We start from the raw sequence: 14,514 nt of genomic DNA on the forward strand, positions 1-14,514 counted from the left end.
CGGCGGCCCGGCGGCGCTGCTGCACCAGCAGCCAGCCCGCCGGCGAACGCGCCAATGGCCGCAGGCTGGGCGCGTTCGAGGCAAGACGCCTGCACGTTGGACGGCTGCGCCGGATGTTGCGCGAAGCGCGGCGCGGATGCGCTCGCGCTGCACGCGCGACGACACGGCTGCAGCAGCCGGAACGACTTGCCCGATGGCACGATGAGAGGCACGGCAACGTGCTGCGAATCGGCGGCCATCATGGGCTTGTCTCCAGCCAGACCGGATGCGCGACGCCGATCACGGCGGACGCACTGACCGGCCCGAAATAGCGGCTGTCGAACGACGCCGGATTGGTCACGCTCAACAGGAACAGCTCGCCCGGTTCGAGGCGGCGGCAAAGCTGCAAGGATGGCAGCGGCCGGCCCAGCCGGTCGGCAGGCAGCGCGGCGGCCGCAGGCACGCCGTCGATGCTTACCTGCCCGGCGACGATGCAAACGTGTTGCGGCGCGACCGCGCCCACACGTTTGAGCAGCGGCACGCGCATCGGCAGGTAGCCGCGATGCGCAGCCAGCATGGCGGCCCTATCGGGCAGCGGCACCAGCACGATGCTGTCCACGGACAACGGACGTGGCAGCGAGGCGGTGCGCGGGTCGAACGGCTCGATGCGATACCAACCGACCGCCACGCTGTCGGACGGGTTGTAGGTCAGACGCGGCAGCGGCGACACGAAAGCCGCCCAGGCCAGCGCAGCGAGGCCGACGGCGGCGAAGCACGCCAGCACGATGCGAGCGCGCAGGCGCGAGCGAGGATGCGGCGCGGCTTCGTGCGTGCGCGCGGTGGTGGATTGGGTCGTCATGGCAGCGCCCTCCCGGCCAGCCAGGCGGCGTACCGCTCGGCGGTGTATTCGGGCAGCGGCAGACGGGCCGCCAGACGGTTGCCCAGCGTGCGCCAGTACGCGGGCGACACATCGATGGCGGCGATGCCTTGCGCGTCGATGCCGTCGATGCATTCCAGCACGGAACGCACCGCGTTCTCGCCTTCGGCGTGCAGCAGCAGGCGTGCGCCCGGCCGCACGCCGGGGATGCGCTGCATGTCGTCCAGCGGCGTGGCGGCTTGCATCACCATGAGCTGCCAGCGGATCGTGCCGTAGTCGTTGGCCTCCCAGCGCACGCGGCAGAACATGGCTCGCGGCAGGAACACCGCGCAGCGCCGCCAGCGGTCGAGCCGCAGCGTGCGCGCCGGCTCACCGAAGCGCAGGTAGAGCTTGAAGCGCGGTTCGATGTAAGCGAGCGATACGCGAGTCAGCGGCACGCTGCCGGCCTGGCCGGCGAGTGCCGAAAGCGAAGGCGGCGGCGCAGCAGCCGGTGCAGCCGTCGCCGCGTGAGCGGCAGGCAAGGCGGATGCGTTCATGGCGGGTTCTCCAGGCGCTTGTCGGGAAACTCGCGCTCCAGCAGGCCGCGCAGCAGCCGGTGCAGCCGTCGCCGCGTGAGCGGCAGGCAAGGCGGATGCGTTCATGGCGGGTTCTCCAGGCGCTTGTCGGGAAACTCGCGCTCCAGCAGGCCGCGCAGCAGTTCGGCCACGGTCACGCCCTGGCCAAAGGCGGCGATCTTGATGCGCGCGCGGAGCGCGGGCGTCACGTCGAGCGTCAGGCGTGCGGTGTAGAGGTCGCCCTTGTTGAGCGCACCGGCATCGCCCTGGCGAATCCACGCCTCGGCGTGCGGATTCGCGGGCGGACGTGCGCCGATGCCAACGCGCTTGCTGCGCGGGCTGCTCATGTCGGCCACCGCAGCAGTTCATCGGCGAGCGCGGCAATCTCGCGGGTGGCGACGCTGTCGGGTGCCGTCTCGCGGGCGAGCCGGCCAGCGGCCACGCTGTCGGCGAAGACGATGCGCTGACGTACTTCGCTACGCAGCGCCGGCAGCGGCTGTTCGGCCAGCGACTGCCGCGCTTCCCTGCCGGTGATGGTGGTGCTGACGCGCCGGTTGATGACGAAGGCCGCGCGCAGTGCAGGCCGGAACACCTGCGCCTCGCGGATCAGCGCCACCATCTCGGCGCTGGCCCACAGGTCGTAGGGGCTGGGCTGCACCGGGATCAGCACGCGCTCGGCCGCCAGCAGCGCGGAGCGCGCCAAGGCGGCGATGCGCGGCGGGCCGTCGATGATGACGTGATCGGCGCGGCGGGCCAGCTCCGGCGCTTCCTGATGCAGCGTTTCGCGGGCGAGGCCCACGACGCTGAACAGCCGTGGCAAGCCCTGCTGGCTTCTGCGCTGCGTCCAGTCCAGCGAAGAACCCTGCGGGTCGGCATCCAGCAGGATGACGTGCTGGCCGCGCAGCGCGAGTTCGCCCGCGAGGTGCGTGGCGAGCGTGGTCTTTCCGACACCGCCTTTCTGGTTGAGCAGCGCGACGATCATGGCGCGGCCCTCCGGGTTGGAAAGCCGGGCTTTGGCTGTTGCGCGTGGTGCCGTTTCGCAGTTGTCCACCGAAGCGGCGCGCTTCTACTAAAAGTTATGTATTTCTTGTTAGGTATGTTAGAGGGCGCGCAAAGCCAGCAATGGCGCGGGTTTTCAGCCGATTTTTGTGCCTGATAGCACGAGGATGTGTTGCCTGATAGCACGAGCCTCCTGTTGCCTGATAGCACGAGTGAATCCACAGGTTTTCCCGCACTTATCCCCGTGCCGTAGGCAGCACGGGCCGGAAGGTCAGCAGCTCGGTTTTCTCGCCAGGCATCCGCTCGATGCCCAAGACGTAGCCGGGCAACGATTGCCGCGCCACCAGGGCGCGCAAATCGGCGGCGAAGTCGTAGAAGCGCGCTACGCTGCCCGACTTGCGGTACAGGTGCTGAAAGTCGAATTGCCAGCCGTGTTCTTGCCGCCCGCCATGCTTGCGCACCAATCGGTACAGCCAGCGTTCGATGCCACCGGTGAGCCGGAAATACGTCGGGTCGATGGTCAGCACCAGGGCCGCGTCCACCACGCCCGCATAGAACCAGTCCGGCAGGATCAGTTCGATGCCCAGCGGCGTGCCGCTGGCATCGGCCAGTTCCTTCCACTCGTTGATCCACGAGAAGCGGTGCAAACGCCTTCCCGTGGTTTCGCGGATGGACGTGGCCACCGTGGTCGATTGCAGCCGGTCGAGCGCCGCTTTCAGGCGCTGGTAGTCGCGCAGCGACGTACCGCGCCCGATGAAGCGCAGGATCTCGTAGGGGCGCACCTGCATCAGCCGCGAGGTCGGTATGCCCGCATCGCGGGCTTCCACGATCTGGCTGGCGGCCCAGATCAGGATGTCGGCATCCCAGATCGTGGCGATGCCATGCTCCTGCGTGCCTTCCACGCGGATGGTGATACCGCCAGTGCGAAAGTCGATCGGCGTTGTGCGCCGCGACTTGGCGAGCGAAAAGAACGGAAAGGCCATCAAGTCCTGGCTGTCGCGCGGCGCCATGTCGCCCGGCAGCGCGCGGAACAGGTCGAGTTGTTCGCGCTGCGGCAAGGCTTGCCCTGGCGGGCTGGGCATGGCGAAGGCCATCCACGCGCCGAAGGTCAGCGACCATCACGGTAGTCGCCCGCGTGGCGCTCGGCGTACTCGGGATCGGACGTAGCCGCGTAGCTGCGCGCATCGGCCCAGGCGTCGAGGTCGGACACCGCGTACATGACGCGGCGGCCGAACTTGCGGAATTTCGGCCCGCCGCCGATCACGCGCTGCTTTTCCAGCGTGCGCGGCGAAAGGCGCAGGTAGTCGGCGGCTTCGTCGTTGGTCAGGTAGCGTTGGGGCTGCGCGGGCGCAGCGACAGCAGCGGCGGCAGGCCGCAAGGGAGCGGGTCGCATGGGATGGTCCTCCATCAAGCCCGGCCACACCACGCGACCGGATAGAGGCACTTTCGAGAAATCCGGGCTTCCTGCTAAGGGACGAATTGCAGGGACTGCAAAACGTCCCCCTTACTGCGATGCAACTGGCGGAAGCTGCGCCAGGCTGCGATAGCCGCCGCGCATCAACGCCTCGCCACGCCGCACCAGCCGGCGCACGCGGGCGCGCAAGGCGCTGTCCTTGTGCCAATCGGCCACGACGATATCGGTGCCGAACAGTCCTTCGGCCACCTCGCGTAAGGATGCGCCCGCCAGGGTCGCGTCGAGCGCCTGCAAGCTGTGTAGCTCCAGCACCGCGGACGGCGTAGGCCGGGAGCGGGCCGCTGCCGCAGGCGCGGCCACGGTCGCGGCGGACAGCGCATCCAGCTCGGCCGCCAGCGTGCGATAGCGCGCGCAAGGCGCGGCGCAAGCACGGGTGGCGTAGAGATACGCCATGCCGTCTTCCAGGCCGGGCGCAAGTGCGAGCCGCAAGCAGCAGCCGGGCCAGTGCGACACCAGCACCAGGCGCTTGCCATCGTGGATCAGTTGCTTGCGGCCAGGCACGCGCCAGAATTCGAAGACAGCGGCTTCGGGCGGTGGATCGGCATCGGGAAGAAGCTGCACCACGGCATCGTGATCGGGGAACCAGGCCGGATGCGCGTCCCGCGCATCCAGGGCGGGATCTTCCAGCAGGCGCAGGCCCCAAGCCTGCGCCGCGTCCGGCCGGCGACGACGGCGCAGCCAGTCGCGGCGGTAATCGGGATTCCGTCGCAGGTACTCCCAGGCCAGTGCCGGGCCGTCGAGGTGCAGTGTGTAGAGATAGGCGGCGGTGGGATACCAATGCTCGGCGCTCGCTTCGGCCATGACGCAACCTCCCGTGTAGCAGGAACGTCGCCACGGATTTCGCCGTACGGAGCTATCGAATCGCCATCAAGCTGTCATCGGGTCGGGGTGAACTGATGTGGCAGGTGTCAAGACCGATTGGCTCCGAAGCATTGCGAAAATCGTCTCGATGCGACGGCTGAAACGCCAGAAAATCGGAGTCAGCATCAGGCACCGTGCCGAAACCCGCGCCAAAGATCATGTCTGTTTCGGTCAGGCACGCACCGATTTCGTGCAATAAAGCCGAGCAAGATCTATTCGGTCTTGACCAAGACCGAAATAGTCACAATGTGCTCGCCTTGGCTCGGCCTTCTCTGTCTTCGTGGCCGCTCAATCCGTGATCGAGCCGTTCTCCTGCGCCCGTCGGACGTACTCCGACAGCGGGCGCTCTGCCAGAAAGTAGAGATCACGCATCACCGGATGCTGGCTCGGCCCGACGATGGATGCCAGATCGGATAGCTTCACCGTTCCCAACGTCGGCAGGCCGATACCCAGGTCGATCAGTCCCCAGGCCGTATCACCGTCGTCCGGGTCAAGCGCGGCTAGCAGCCAGGTGGCGTGCGCGTCAGGGGTGAACAGTCGCACCGCCGGCATCGGGTCGATGCTCCGGCCAGCGGTGCGTGCCGCGCCGACGGCGAGCAGTTGCGCCCGCTGTTCAGCGGTGACGAGCGGCTGGGTCATGCCCCGAATCCCCACGCATCCGAAGATGCACGGGTACGCTTTTCCACCGAAGCGCGGAACCGCTGAAGCGGCTGCGTGCTTTGGCGGGAAAGCACGAAGGCGCAAGCCATCGAATCCGTACATGCACAGAAACGCAGAAGCGCAATTGTGAGGGTCAGGAAAGGCACGGAAGTAACTCTCTGGCTCCGGCTAAATCCGCAGTTGCGGATTTCCGTAAAAGCATGAGGCGGATTGCTCAGCAGGAATGAATACTATAGATTGTAGCCCTATTGGGTGCAATGAGCTGTCATCTTGGTTTTCTAGGGGAAACCAAGTTGGTGGCAGCGAAACACTCATTGGCGACGGCGATACGGACAGTCAGGAAGGCGCGCGGCTTGAGCCAGGAAGCGTTCTCCGACGTGTCCAGCCGTACCTACATGAGTTCGCTGGAGCGCGACTTGAAAAGCCCGACCATGCACAAGCTGACCGAACTGTGCAAGGTCATGGACGTGCATCCGCTCACGTTGCTGACTCTGGCCTATGCAGGCGACGACATGGACAAGGTAAGGCGTGTGCTTAAGCAAATAGAACAAGAGCTGCTATCTATCAAGCAACGGGATGTTCATGGATAAGAAGACCCAAGGCGCGTGGTTGCTGCACCACGCAAGAAAACTTCAAGCAACAACGAACCAAGATTTTGACTCGATCGCCTTCGCTGGGAAAAGTGGCACGTTGTTGTCCGCAATCTCCGCGGAAAGGCAAAGCGTTGTCACGCAACAACGCCTAGAAGCCCTCGCACGTGCCAACCACATCAGCCCCAAAACGGAACTCCCTGCAATCGTTGCCGAACTCGCGCGACAAAAGCTAATCCTGCCGGGCAGCGGGGGGGTGGAAGTCCTCGGTTTGACTGGACATAGCGTGCTCGAGCACACATCCAGAATTTTCGATGAAAGCAGCCACGAGGCACATGAAGAAGCCGTAATCTTCGTATCAGAGATTGCCTCCGAGACGCCCACGACGGACAAAGCTATCGCCGAGGTCGTTTCCGATAATTTGAAGCTTTCACGCAAGGAAGTCGGCGATACGCTGGATCTTGCGACCAACATCGGCTTCTTTGACTCTGAGCCGATCTCGGCTCAAGAGAAATTACTTTTCAATGGCAACCTGTTCCGGCGCGATGATGCGCGGAAGGTCAATGCAATTCTATCAACCTTGAAAGCCCCCGAGGCTGCGCTTCTGACAGAAGTGAATCAGAAGCTTCAAGAAACAGGCTGCCTACCATTGGAGACGGTCAACAGGATTCTCGGGCAGGATCTTTTCGCACGCCTTCACTCCATTGGTCTATTCGATGTCAGCGTCGTGGGTAATGATCAGGGAAAGAGCTACTTCGTTACCCGTCCGGCTGCATTCTCCAAATTCAGCAACTCCATTGCGGACGACGCGTTGGATTTGGCCAAGGCGCTGGTAGCCTCGCTCACCTACGGGATGACCGTCAGCAGCTATTACCGTGGCCGTATCCAGATGGTTTCGGCACTCATGAATAAGCTGATCGCAGGCCATAGCGTCGGTCCCGCCACCGCTATTGGAAGCGACTATCAGGCCCTTGAGCTCAAAGGCGTCGTCGCCGTGACACCTGCTGATAACGGCATGTTCAGCATGAGGCTCCTGAAGCCGGAAGTGGGGCGTCTTGCACTCGCCGTAATCGAAGATGGCGACATAACGGCCGAGAGCGTTTCGCATATTCCTGGTGCACGTATCACTGAGTACGTCGCGCCGGAATTGAATCGAGAAGTGCAGCGGAAAAATGCCACAGAGGCAGTGAAACTGAAGGCGCGCAACCTGCTCCAAGAAATTCGAACCGGCGGGCTCAAGAGATGAAAAGTCAACCACTAAAGGGCTCTGCCGCCGAGGAAGCGCTGCGGAATTATTTCCTAAGCATTGGCTACTATGTTGCCAGAGGCATCAAGTTTACATTCCATCGATTTGATGTAACCGATGTCGATCTGTGGCTATATGCGCGCAATTCGCCTCTCAGCAGAGAACGCATCTGCGTCGACATCAAGAACAAGAAGACACCGCAGGCTCTCGAACGCATTTTTTGGGCAAAGGGACTGCAGTCAGTTCTAGGTCTTGACTCGTGCATTGTCGCGACAACAGATTCTAGGCCGGATGTTCGCGAGTTTGGCCTCCAACACAATGTCCGGGTATTGGATGGTAAGTTCCTTTCGCGACTAACTAATAGCGCACGCAGCCACAAAGAGCGCATCACCGAGGAAGACTTCCTTGCGGATCTTGAATCGGGCTCTCTAGGCCGATTGAGTGGTGACTGGCGTGGCAGGTATGAGGAAAGCAAATCTCGCCTGCTTCACTCCTTGAACTTCGACGGATGCAACGCTTGGCTTGAAGACATCGAATATTTGTTGACCCAAATCGCCTCCGGCAATCGGGCATGGAGACTCTTCTATGCCTCATGCTCGCATTTCATGATCGCGATGGACTTCATCCTCAGAGAATTCATTGCTGAGGATCAGGAGCAACGCCGTCAGATCATCGAACGCGGAATACGCTACGGCGTATCAGGGCAGGCTTTCACGGAGAAGGTCGGTCGCATGGCGGCAGCACTGGTGGAGGGCGTCGCGGCTCAACCTGGCCTCGCTGATACGCTGCAACAGGAGCTTCAGCAACAGGCCAGTAACGTCAAAGCCGATCTGTTGGCCGAGTTCTTTGCCAGGAACCTAACGGGGTCAGCGGCGTTCGATGTGGCCCTTGCGTTAGAGTCCGCAGCCTTTTCGCCCCAAGCTCCCACGCCATCCGCGCTGCCTTCACAGGCGCAGGCAGTGGTTGGAGTGATCGCTGATTTTTGCGGCGTAGATCGAAAGATTGCGCTCGCCTAACGCGCAGGCGAGCGATTGGAACTGAGAGATGCCATGCCCCGCCGCAAGGGGCGGGGCGCGGTAGGCGGCCGTCAGGCTGCCTTGGGTTTGCTACGCGACCAGATCAGGTCGTGCGTGCCGTCCTCGTTCTCGATCAGGCGGGCATAGACCGTCGCGGGGAACGAAGGGTCATCGAGTGAAACCGACAGGTACGGACGGTCGGCCTGGCTGGTTTTCTTCCACGCCGCGCCGATCTCGTGGCCGGCCGCCTGAAGGTGGAAGTCGGGGGCGTTCTCGGTGTCGCCCTTGTCGTTGGGAACCAGCTTGACCTTGACGTTGAGCGTCAGGGTGCGGAGCGTGCCGGTGAAGCCGTCTTTCTCTGCGATGAAGGTGCCGATGTTAGCCATGATGTTTCTCCTTTCGGGTTGAACAAGGTCGCGCCAGTGCGTCCTTGTTGTGATCCGTCCGGCGGGGGATGGGCTGGCCGCACCGCTTGCGGTCGAAGCGCAGCGGAGAGCCTGGAAGCGAAAAGAATTTGTCCCGCGAGGAATGCGCGCAGCGCAGGGGAAATTGTTTTCGCTGGAAGGTTGCGACCATCAAGCCCAAGGCGCAGCCGCCCCCCCGCCAGGATTCACAACAAGACAAGGACGTACAGGCCGACCGCCCCCGAATGGAGACATGGCCGACTCGGCATCCCCGCGCGACGGCTTCACCGGCTTGCGCCCTGACGCGGGCAAGGCCAACCACCAAGGACAAGGGCGAGAACGCGCCTGCCGTCGCAGGCGGCAACGTGCTTGAGGCGTGGCGTGGAAGCTCCATAGGCATGGCCGTGCGGCGTGTCGGTGAACCGTCCTTCGTGACGACCAGGCAGCGAACTGCCAGCGTCGGGGACGGCACGCTTTCGCACAACCTGCCGCAGCAAACCTGAGCGTAGCCCTACAAGCCTCGCCCATTGCAGCGGGGCGCTGTCTAAGCACCGGCGGCGCGATGCGCCGGCGCACTTGCCGGCTTCTTGGGTTTCTCGCGCACAAGGCTGCTTGTGCGCGGCCCCTTCGCCGCCTGCCCGAAGGCGGCGAAGGGGCGTTTTGGCTTGGGCCTTGAATCCGAGCGCGGCTACCGCCGCGCCCGGATTCTTGACCGCCAGCTCCAAGGCGGAACGGCCTGGAGCTGGTGCGAATGGGGGGAGTCCTTCGTTTCGACAGCATGAAGCGCCCCGGTCGGAACCGGAGCGCCTATCTGCGGTGCAGGGTCACGCGGCCAATGCCTCGGCCGGTTCATCCGCCACGGCGGCAGCTTCTCCCGTACCGTCCTGCTCCGTGCCTGCTTCCGGCATTACCTCTTGCGGGCCTTCGGTGCGGAAGATGGCGGGCATCCAGCCGGTGCCATCGGCCAGCCGTTCGGCTTCGCTGGCACTGTCGGCCTTCTTCAACTTCGCCAGCCGGGTCACATGCTCCGGTGCAAACTCGCCCACGGCTTCCAGAATCGCGGCTTTCGGCACATGCCGGAAATAACCCTCATTGGTGGGCTTCCACCATGCGGCTATGTCCAGCCCCACGGCCTGCGCTAGTTCCGCGCCGGGTTGCAGCGTGGTGGCGCGGAGCGTCACCACGTCTACCGTGGGTGCCACGCACACGGCCAGCAACCGCACCAGTTCATCCTGCGACTTCGCCAGCAGCACGGCGAACAGTTCGGCACTGTCCTCCGGCAAGGCGTCGCCTGCTACCTGTTGCAGTTCGCGCAGCGCGACGGCGGCGGGCGATTCTGGCCAGTCCGGGGCCATGCCTTCCAGTCGGTCTTGCACCTTCAGGCTCACGCCCAATGGCAGGTCGTGGCCGTAGTGGCTTTTCTGCAAGACGGTCTGCACCATGCCATGCACCAGCGCAGCCAGCGCCACTTGCGGACGCCGGGCGACTTCGATTTGCAGCACGGCGGTGCGGTGGGCGCTCAACCGCTGTGCCAGCCGGTCGGACATGGCGGCTGCCTTGGGCTGCTCGTCGTCCTCGGCTTTATCCTCGTTTTCAGCGTCTGCGCCACCGAAACCCTGCCGAAAGCGTTCCAGCGTGCGCAGCGCCTTGGCTTCGGCTTCGCGCATCAGGCCGCGATGAATCACGGCTTCGCCGCTGCGGTCGATGGTGACGATGGCACCGGCTGCGGCCTTCACGTTCGGGCTGTAGTCTTGCAAACTGTCCTCGATGGCCTGCAACTGTTCGCCCAAGGCTTCGCCTTTCTCCTGCAAGACACCGGCCTTTTCCTCGTCGTCGGCATCCAGCGCAGCATCCACGGCTTCTGCCAGGTCGTGCAGCTTGGCTTGCAGCTTCTCGATGCGGGCAGCTTCGCGCTTGTTCGCCGCAAGGCGTTCCCTCGGGACGCGTTGGAAGGCGTGCAAGTCGGCATGGGTCACGCTCGGCGTGGCATCCACCCATGCCCAGCCTTCGGCCTTCACCTCGGCGGCAATACCGGCCAGCTTGTCTTGCGCCAGCTTCTCCAGTAGCGCGGCATCGGTCAGATACACACCTGCATCATCATCCGCGAACAGGTCGCGGCGGATGCCGCCGCCTGCAGCTTCGTAGGCATCCAGCCCTACAAAGCGAACCAGTGGATGCCGATAGGCGTCAATCTCACGCTCGGTAAGGCGGTCGCGCAATTGGGACGGGTGCCGCTGCCACGTCGGCGCATCGTAGAAGGCGGTTTCCTGCGCGGCGTGATCGTCGGTGATGGCAAGGGCCATCAACTGGTCGAGCGTGACGGCATCGGCGCGATAGTCGGCCATCAGACGCGGCGATACGTTCGCCAGCTTCAAGCGGCGCTGCACCACCAACGGCGTAACGCTGAAATCCGCTGCAATGTCCTCGATGGGCCGGCCTTCGGCCACCAGCGCGGCAAAGGCTTCAAACTGGTCTGCCGGGTGCATGGCTTCGCGCTGCACGTTCTCGGTGAGGCTGGCCGTGCGGGCGGTGCCATCGGCCACCAGCAAGCAAGGCACTTCCCATTCTTTGCTGATGCGGTGCTTCTTCGCCAGCAGCTTCAACGCGGCAAGACGACGGCCACCGGCGACGACTTCATAAGGTTCGTCGTCAGCGGTCGCGGTGACGATGAGGTTTTGCAGCAGGCCGACACGTTGGATGCTCGCGGCCAGCTCGGGGATGGACATGCGCGGGGTCTTGCGCACGTTGCGACCAGTCGGGCGCGACACCAGCCGCGACAGCGGAACCAGAATCAGGCTCTTGGTCGGGTCGACAGTTTCCAGCGCGGGGACTTGGATGGCGCGGGCTTCGCTTTGGGGGATGGCGTTCATGGTGATAACTCCTTGCGGTGAGGAATGCAGCAGCGAAAGAAGCGGCAAGGGCTGCTGCCTGCCCCTGCCGCGTGGGGATTCAGACTTTCAACTGGCGCAGGCCATCGGCCAGCATCCAGAGGGCGCGGTTCAGGCGCACATCGGAGTCAATGCCCTGCACCGGGCGGGTTTTCTGGCGGCGACCATTGGCGCTGCGGCCATGCAATCCGCCTTTGGTCAGGTTTTCTTGGGTGCGATTGAACACGCTCCACAAGTCCGGGCGGCGGTCGTCGAACCGGCGCGGCATCAGGATTTGCGATTCGGTGATGGGCGCGGGCTTGTTGCCGGTGGGGTCGTACTTGAGGGCCAGCGCGGCGCGGGCGAACACTTCGGCTTCGCCTTCATCCAGCGTGATCGCGCGCATGGCATCGCGGGATTCCTTCACCCGCTCGAAGCCCTGCAAGACTTCGTAAGCGCCTTCGATGACGGAACCGGCCACGTCGCCTTTGTGCGGCACGCGCACATCCGCCACGGTGTCGCCGCACACAAGGCCATTGCTGCACACGAACCGGAACATCCCGGCCAGCATCTGATAGCTGCTGGTGCCGTCGTGCGAGTTCAGCAGGATGATTTCATTGGCTTCCGCGCCGTTGATCTGGCTGGCGTGGCGCAAGCGCAGCATGTGCTTGGTGTGTTCGCGCTTGCCTTCGTCGCGCACGCGGGTTTGGCACGCCATGAACGGCTGAAAACCCTCTTTGCGCAGTTCGGCCAGCACGGCGGCGGTGGGAATATAGGCGTACCGCTGCGAACGGCTTTCGTGCGGGGCCTCCGCGAAGATGGACGGGGCCACGCGGTGAATCTGGTCATCGGTCAGCGGGTAGTCGCTGCGCAGCGACGGCGAACGGGAAGCAAAACGGGATGCGAGTTGCATGGTCTTTCTCCTGACGAAAAGGGTTTGCTGTTCAAACCGCACACCGGATTCCTAGATTCGGAGCCCAGCCTTTCGGCTGTTCTGTGCGGTCGGCACGAGGAACCCGGTTGGCCCTGTTGCCACCGTCTTTCCTGAGTTCATCGCCCGCGACGGTCAGGAGCACGCGGACGGGAGCCGTCAAGGAAACAAGCGCAGGGTTGGTGCGGCCCGCAGGCGCAGCCGAGGACACGGCCCTGCGCGCCTTGACGGCACACGGACGCGGGCTACAGTCGCGGACAAGGTGATGAGGTCAGGGAAGACGGCTGTACATGGCAACGGCCCCCCTCGTGTGCTGAACCGCACGCAAGCGAAGCGCGCAGGCCCGGATCGAGGAATCCGGGCCGGAGGCGTCAGCGATGGAAGCCCGAAGGGGGCGAGACTCGTGCAGCGAGGCTCGATGCGCAGCACGACAGCGCGACCGGCCGTTTCCTGGCCGGGGACGCCCGGATCGCATGAGGTACCTGAAAGTCAGCCGATAGACGAAGACTCGGGTACCGACAAGCCCGCCTTGGTTAAATACGCTGCAAAGCGTCTTCAACATCAGGAACGGAACATGAGTTCACCGCAGACGACAAGCCCGCAGCAAGCCTGCGAAGCCATCCTCATCGAAGGAAAGCGCTACAACATCGAGCACGGCATCCTGCCCAGCGAGAATGCCGTCGCCGACCGTCTGCTCGCCCGCGGCGTCGAGCTGAGGGAGGCCTACGGCGAGTTGTACGAAAAACTGCAGCCGCGTCCGCCGGCACTCAAGGTTTTCCTGGACCTTCTGCTGAGCACGGCAGCGTTCTGGAGCCCGGAGAAGATCGCCGAGGCGCGCGTCGCCCGCGACGAACTGGCCGGCGTCAACCGGCAGATCGCACGGAAGGCCGAGGAACTGGCGGAGCTGCTGGAGCGCCGCACCGAGTTGAACAACACCTCCGGCTTCAGCAGCGAAACGCACTATCACGTCTGCGACGTGATCGAAGCGGCATCCGAGCACAACTACTTGTTCAACTCCTGGGTCAAGGATCGCCTGGATGCCCTTCGCGGCCAGTTCGATCTGAAATACTGGCCATCGCTGGATCAGTTCCTGCGAGAACTGGCTGCCGATGCGGAGAACGCCGGCATGGAAGCCACAGATCCTTTGACTGCGGCGGCCACCGTGGCGTCGCGCCCGTCACGGGCCGACTTCTTCAAGGCCCTGTTCGCCGCCATCGAGGAAAACAGCGCACGAAACTACGGGCTGCTACCCACGGGCTTCAAGCTTACCGACGGCACCCTGGCCTCGTTGGCGAACTGCGCATTGGATCTTGGGCCAGACGAGCTGGCGGACAGCACCTATGTGGGGTTCTAGGGATTTTCCGTCCAAATGCGACATTCAGACTGCTAAGTGATTGATTTATTGTGACTGGCTATGTGAAGCGCCAAAAAAGTAATACCCCTCTGGAGGCCGCGGACGGCGTGGCCTCCAGAGCACTTTGTCGTTTTTGGACGGAAAATCCCTAGAACCCCAATGACCTGGATCCACAACTGCCGCGCTGCGCTTGGCTGCTGGCTTGTTCGGTGAGTCGAAAAGATGCCTCCCCTCAAAGCTCAGCTTCTGCTCGCAGAATCCCTGGCCGCATACTTTCCGGAAATGGTGTTCACAGATTCCGGAATCACTGTTCAACTTCACCGGAATACGCACCGTAAGCCCGTAAGTGTGAGGCATCAAAGCTCAGCCTTGCCTAAGGACAGGTAAGTTCAGGGATAACTGAGACAGTAAAAGTGCTACTGTAAGGTCGAATCATCCCGGCCACTGCTTTAGGTGTATAGCCACTTCCATTTCCTGAGTGCCAGACTATTAGGAATCGATAATGAGCAATCAGATTCTCTCCGCTACTGTAGCCAGCATTACCGAACTGAAACGTAATCGTATCTATTCACCAGGACGGGGTTGACGGCATCAGTTCTGCCGGGATGGGATAATCTGTCTTCTCGATGCACGCCCTGACCACGGCCCTCAACCACTCCTGTGGGCAGCGGCCCAATCGCTTGCCGGTCTCCACCAACGACA

At 63.3% G+C, this 14,514-nt stretch carries 15 protein-coding genes; 4 read left to right on the plus strand and 11 right to left on the minus strand.

Annotated features, from left to right (window positions below; genetic code table 11):
• Window positions 1–238 precede the first annotated feature (238 nt).
• From J9892_RS20010 to J9892_RS20045, 8 genes are all read right to left on the minus strand, one after another.
• Entirely contained in the window at window positions 239–838 is a 600-nt protein-coding gene (locus J9892_RS20010) for a S26 family signal peptidase (protein ID WP_116325962.1), read from the minus strand.
• Window positions 835–1,392, minus strand: coding sequence for a DUF2840 domain-containing protein (locus J9892_RS20015; RefSeq protein WP_047337403.1), 558 nt, complete (start codon window positions 1,390–1,392; stop codon window positions 835–837). Before J9892_RS20015 ends, J9892_RS20010 begins: the two co-directional genes overlap by 4 nt.
• Before the next feature lie 101 nt (window positions 1,393–1,493).
• Window positions 1,494–1,757 (minus strand): hypothetical protein, encoded by a 264-nt coding sequence (locus J9892_RS20020; protein ID WP_047337411.1) that lies wholly within the window; start codon window positions 1,755–1,757, stop codon window positions 1,494–1,496.
• On the minus strand, window positions 1,754–2,392 hold the full coding sequence (parA, locus tag J9892_RS20025) for a ParA family partition ATPase (protein ID WP_116325961.1): 639 nt from the start codon (window positions 2,390–2,392) through the stop codon (window positions 1,754–1,756). The genes J9892_RS20020 and parA overlap by 4 nt, the downstream gene beginning before the upstream one ends.
• A gap of 253 nt (window positions 2,393–2,645) precedes the next feature.
• Window positions 2,646–3,491, minus strand: a complete 846-nt coding sequence (locus J9892_RS20030; RefSeq protein ID WP_113994982.1) for a replication initiator protein A — start codon at window positions 3,489–3,491, stop codon at window positions 2,646–2,648.
• Window positions 3,492–3,517: 26 nt separating this feature from the next.
• Complete coding sequence (locus tag J9892_RS20035; RefSeq protein ID WP_011241663.1) at window positions 3,518–3,802, minus strand: helix-turn-helix domain-containing protein; 285 nt, start codon at window positions 3,800–3,802, stop codon at window positions 3,518–3,520.
• A gap of 111 nt (window positions 3,803–3,913) precedes the next feature.
• Complete coding sequence (locus J9892_RS20040) at window positions 3,914–4,684, minus strand: DUF2285 domain-containing protein (protein WP_047337400.1); 771 nt, start codon at window positions 4,682–4,684, stop codon at window positions 3,914–3,916.
• 348 nt (window positions 4,685–5,032) lie between these two features.
• A complete protein-coding gene (locus tag J9892_RS20045; protein ID WP_047337399.1) occupies window positions 5,033–5,383 on the minus strand; it encodes a DUF2958 domain-containing protein in 351 nt (116 codons plus the stop codon).
• A 317-nt stretch (window positions 5,384–5,700) separates the two neighbouring features.
• Between J9892_RS20045 and J9892_RS20050 the strand changes: the two genes are divergently transcribed.
• From J9892_RS20050 to J9892_RS20060, 3 genes are read left to right on the plus strand one after another with little or no spacing between them, the layout of a single operon-like run.
• Complete coding sequence (locus J9892_RS20050; protein ID WP_047337410.1) at window positions 5,701–5,994, plus strand: helix-turn-helix transcriptional regulator; 294 nt, start codon at window positions 5,701–5,703, stop codon at window positions 5,992–5,994.
• Window positions 5,987–7,240 (plus strand): hypothetical protein, encoded by a 1,254-nt coding sequence (locus J9892_RS20055; protein ID WP_116326035.1) that lies wholly within the window; start codon window positions 5,987–5,989, stop codon window positions 7,238–7,240. The genes J9892_RS20050 and J9892_RS20055 overlap by 8 nt, the downstream gene beginning before the upstream one ends.
• The gene (locus tag J9892_RS20060; RefSeq protein WP_116326034.1) at window positions 7,237–8,256 is read left to right on the plus strand and encodes a hypothetical protein; all 1,020 of its coding nucleotides are present in this window, start codon (window positions 7,237–7,239) and stop codon (window positions 8,254–8,256) included. Before J9892_RS20055 ends, J9892_RS20060 begins: the two co-directional genes overlap by 4 nt.
• A 71-nt stretch (window positions 8,257–8,327) precedes the next feature.
• Here the strand turns inward: J9892_RS20060 and J9892_RS20065 are convergent, their stop codons facing one another.
• The 3 genes from J9892_RS20065 to J9892_RS20075 form a co-directional block, all read right to left on the minus strand.
• Window positions 8,328–8,642 (minus strand): DUF736 domain-containing protein, encoded by a 315-nt coding sequence (locus tag J9892_RS20065; RefSeq protein ID WP_047337397.1) that lies wholly within the window; start codon window positions 8,640–8,642, stop codon window positions 8,328–8,330.
• Between the two features lie 842 nt (window positions 8,643–9,484).
• The gene (locus tag J9892_RS20070; protein ID WP_210538762.1) at window positions 9,485–11,530 is read right to left on the minus strand and encodes a ParB/RepB/Spo0J family partition protein; all 2,046 of its coding nucleotides are present in this window, start codon (window positions 11,528–11,530) and stop codon (window positions 9,485–9,487) included.
• A 79-nt stretch (window positions 11,531–11,609) separates the two neighbouring features.
• Window positions 11,610–12,440: a DUF932 domain-containing protein gene (locus J9892_RS20075; protein WP_047337395.1), complete on the minus strand. Its 831-nt coding sequence runs from the start codon at window positions 12,438–12,440 to the stop codon at window positions 11,610–11,612.
• 592 nt (window positions 12,441–13,032) lie between these two features.
• Here J9892_RS20075 and J9892_RS20080 point away from each other — a divergent pair.
• On the plus strand, window positions 13,033–13,812 hold the full coding sequence (locus J9892_RS20080; RefSeq protein WP_210538763.1) for a hypothetical protein: 780 nt from the start codon (window positions 13,033–13,035) through the stop codon (window positions 13,810–13,812).
• The last annotated feature ends 702 nt before the right edge of the window (window positions 13,813–14,514 follow it).

Source organism: Aeromonas sp. Prich7-2 (assembly GCF_017939255.1).
Taxonomy (GTDB): Bacteria; Pseudomonadota; Gammaproteobacteria; order Enterobacterales; family Aeromonadaceae; genus Aeromonas; species Aeromonas caviae.

Bases quoted from the DNA above. Each gene is read 5' to 3' on its own strand.
- J9892_RS20010 (WP_116325962.1), bottom strand. From the start codon at position 838: ATGACGACCCAATCCACCACCGCGCGCACGCACGAAGCCGCGCCGCAT.
- J9892_RS20015 (WP_047337403.1), bottom strand. From the start codon at position 1,392: ATGAACGCATCCGCCTTGCCTGCCGCTCACGCGGCGACGGCTGCACCG.
- J9892_RS20020 (WP_047337411.1), bottom strand. From the start codon at position 1,757: ATGAGCAGCCCGCGCAGCAAGCGCGTTGGCATCGGCGCACGTCCGCCC.
- parA (WP_116325961.1), bottom strand. From the start codon at position 2,392: ATGATCGTCGCGCTGCTCAACCAGAAAGGCGGTGTCGGAAAGACCACG.
- J9892_RS20030 (WP_113994982.1), bottom strand. From the start codon at position 3,491: ATGCCCAGCCCGCCAGGGCAAGCCTTGCCGCAGCGCGAACAACTCGAC.
- J9892_RS20035 (WP_011241663.1), bottom strand. From the start codon at position 3,802: ATGCGACCCGCTCCCTTGCGGCCTGCCGCCGCTGCTGTCGCTGCGCCC.
- J9892_RS20040 (WP_047337400.1), bottom strand. From the start codon at position 4,684: ATGGCCGAAGCGAGCGCCGAGCATTGGTATCCCACCGCCGCCTATCTC.
- J9892_RS20045 (WP_047337399.1), bottom strand. From the start codon at position 5,383: ATGACCCAGCCGCTCGTCACCGCTGAACAGCGGGCGCAACTGCTCGCC.
- J9892_RS20055 (WP_116326035.1), top strand. From the start codon at position 5,987: ATGGATAAGAAGACCCAAGGCGCGTGGTTGCTGCACCACGCAAGAAAA.
- J9892_RS20060 (WP_116326034.1), top strand. From the start codon at position 7,237: ATGAAAAGTCAACCACTAAAGGGCTCTGCCGCCGAGGAAGCGCTGCGG.
- J9892_RS20065 (WP_047337397.1), bottom strand. From the start codon at position 8,642: ATGGCTAACATCGGCACCTTCATCGCAGAGAAAGACGGCTTCACCGGC.
- J9892_RS20070 (WP_210538762.1), bottom strand. From the start codon at position 11,530: ATGAACGCCATCCCCCAAAGCGAAGCCCGCGCCATCCAAGTCCCCGCG.
- J9892_RS20075 (WP_047337395.1), bottom strand. From the start codon at position 12,440: ATGCAACTCGCATCCCGTTTTGCTTCCCGTTCGCCGTCGCTGCGCAGC.
- J9892_RS20080 (WP_210538763.1), top strand. From the start codon at position 13,033: ATGAGTTCACCGCAGACGACAAGCCCGCAGCAAGCCTGCGAAGCCATC.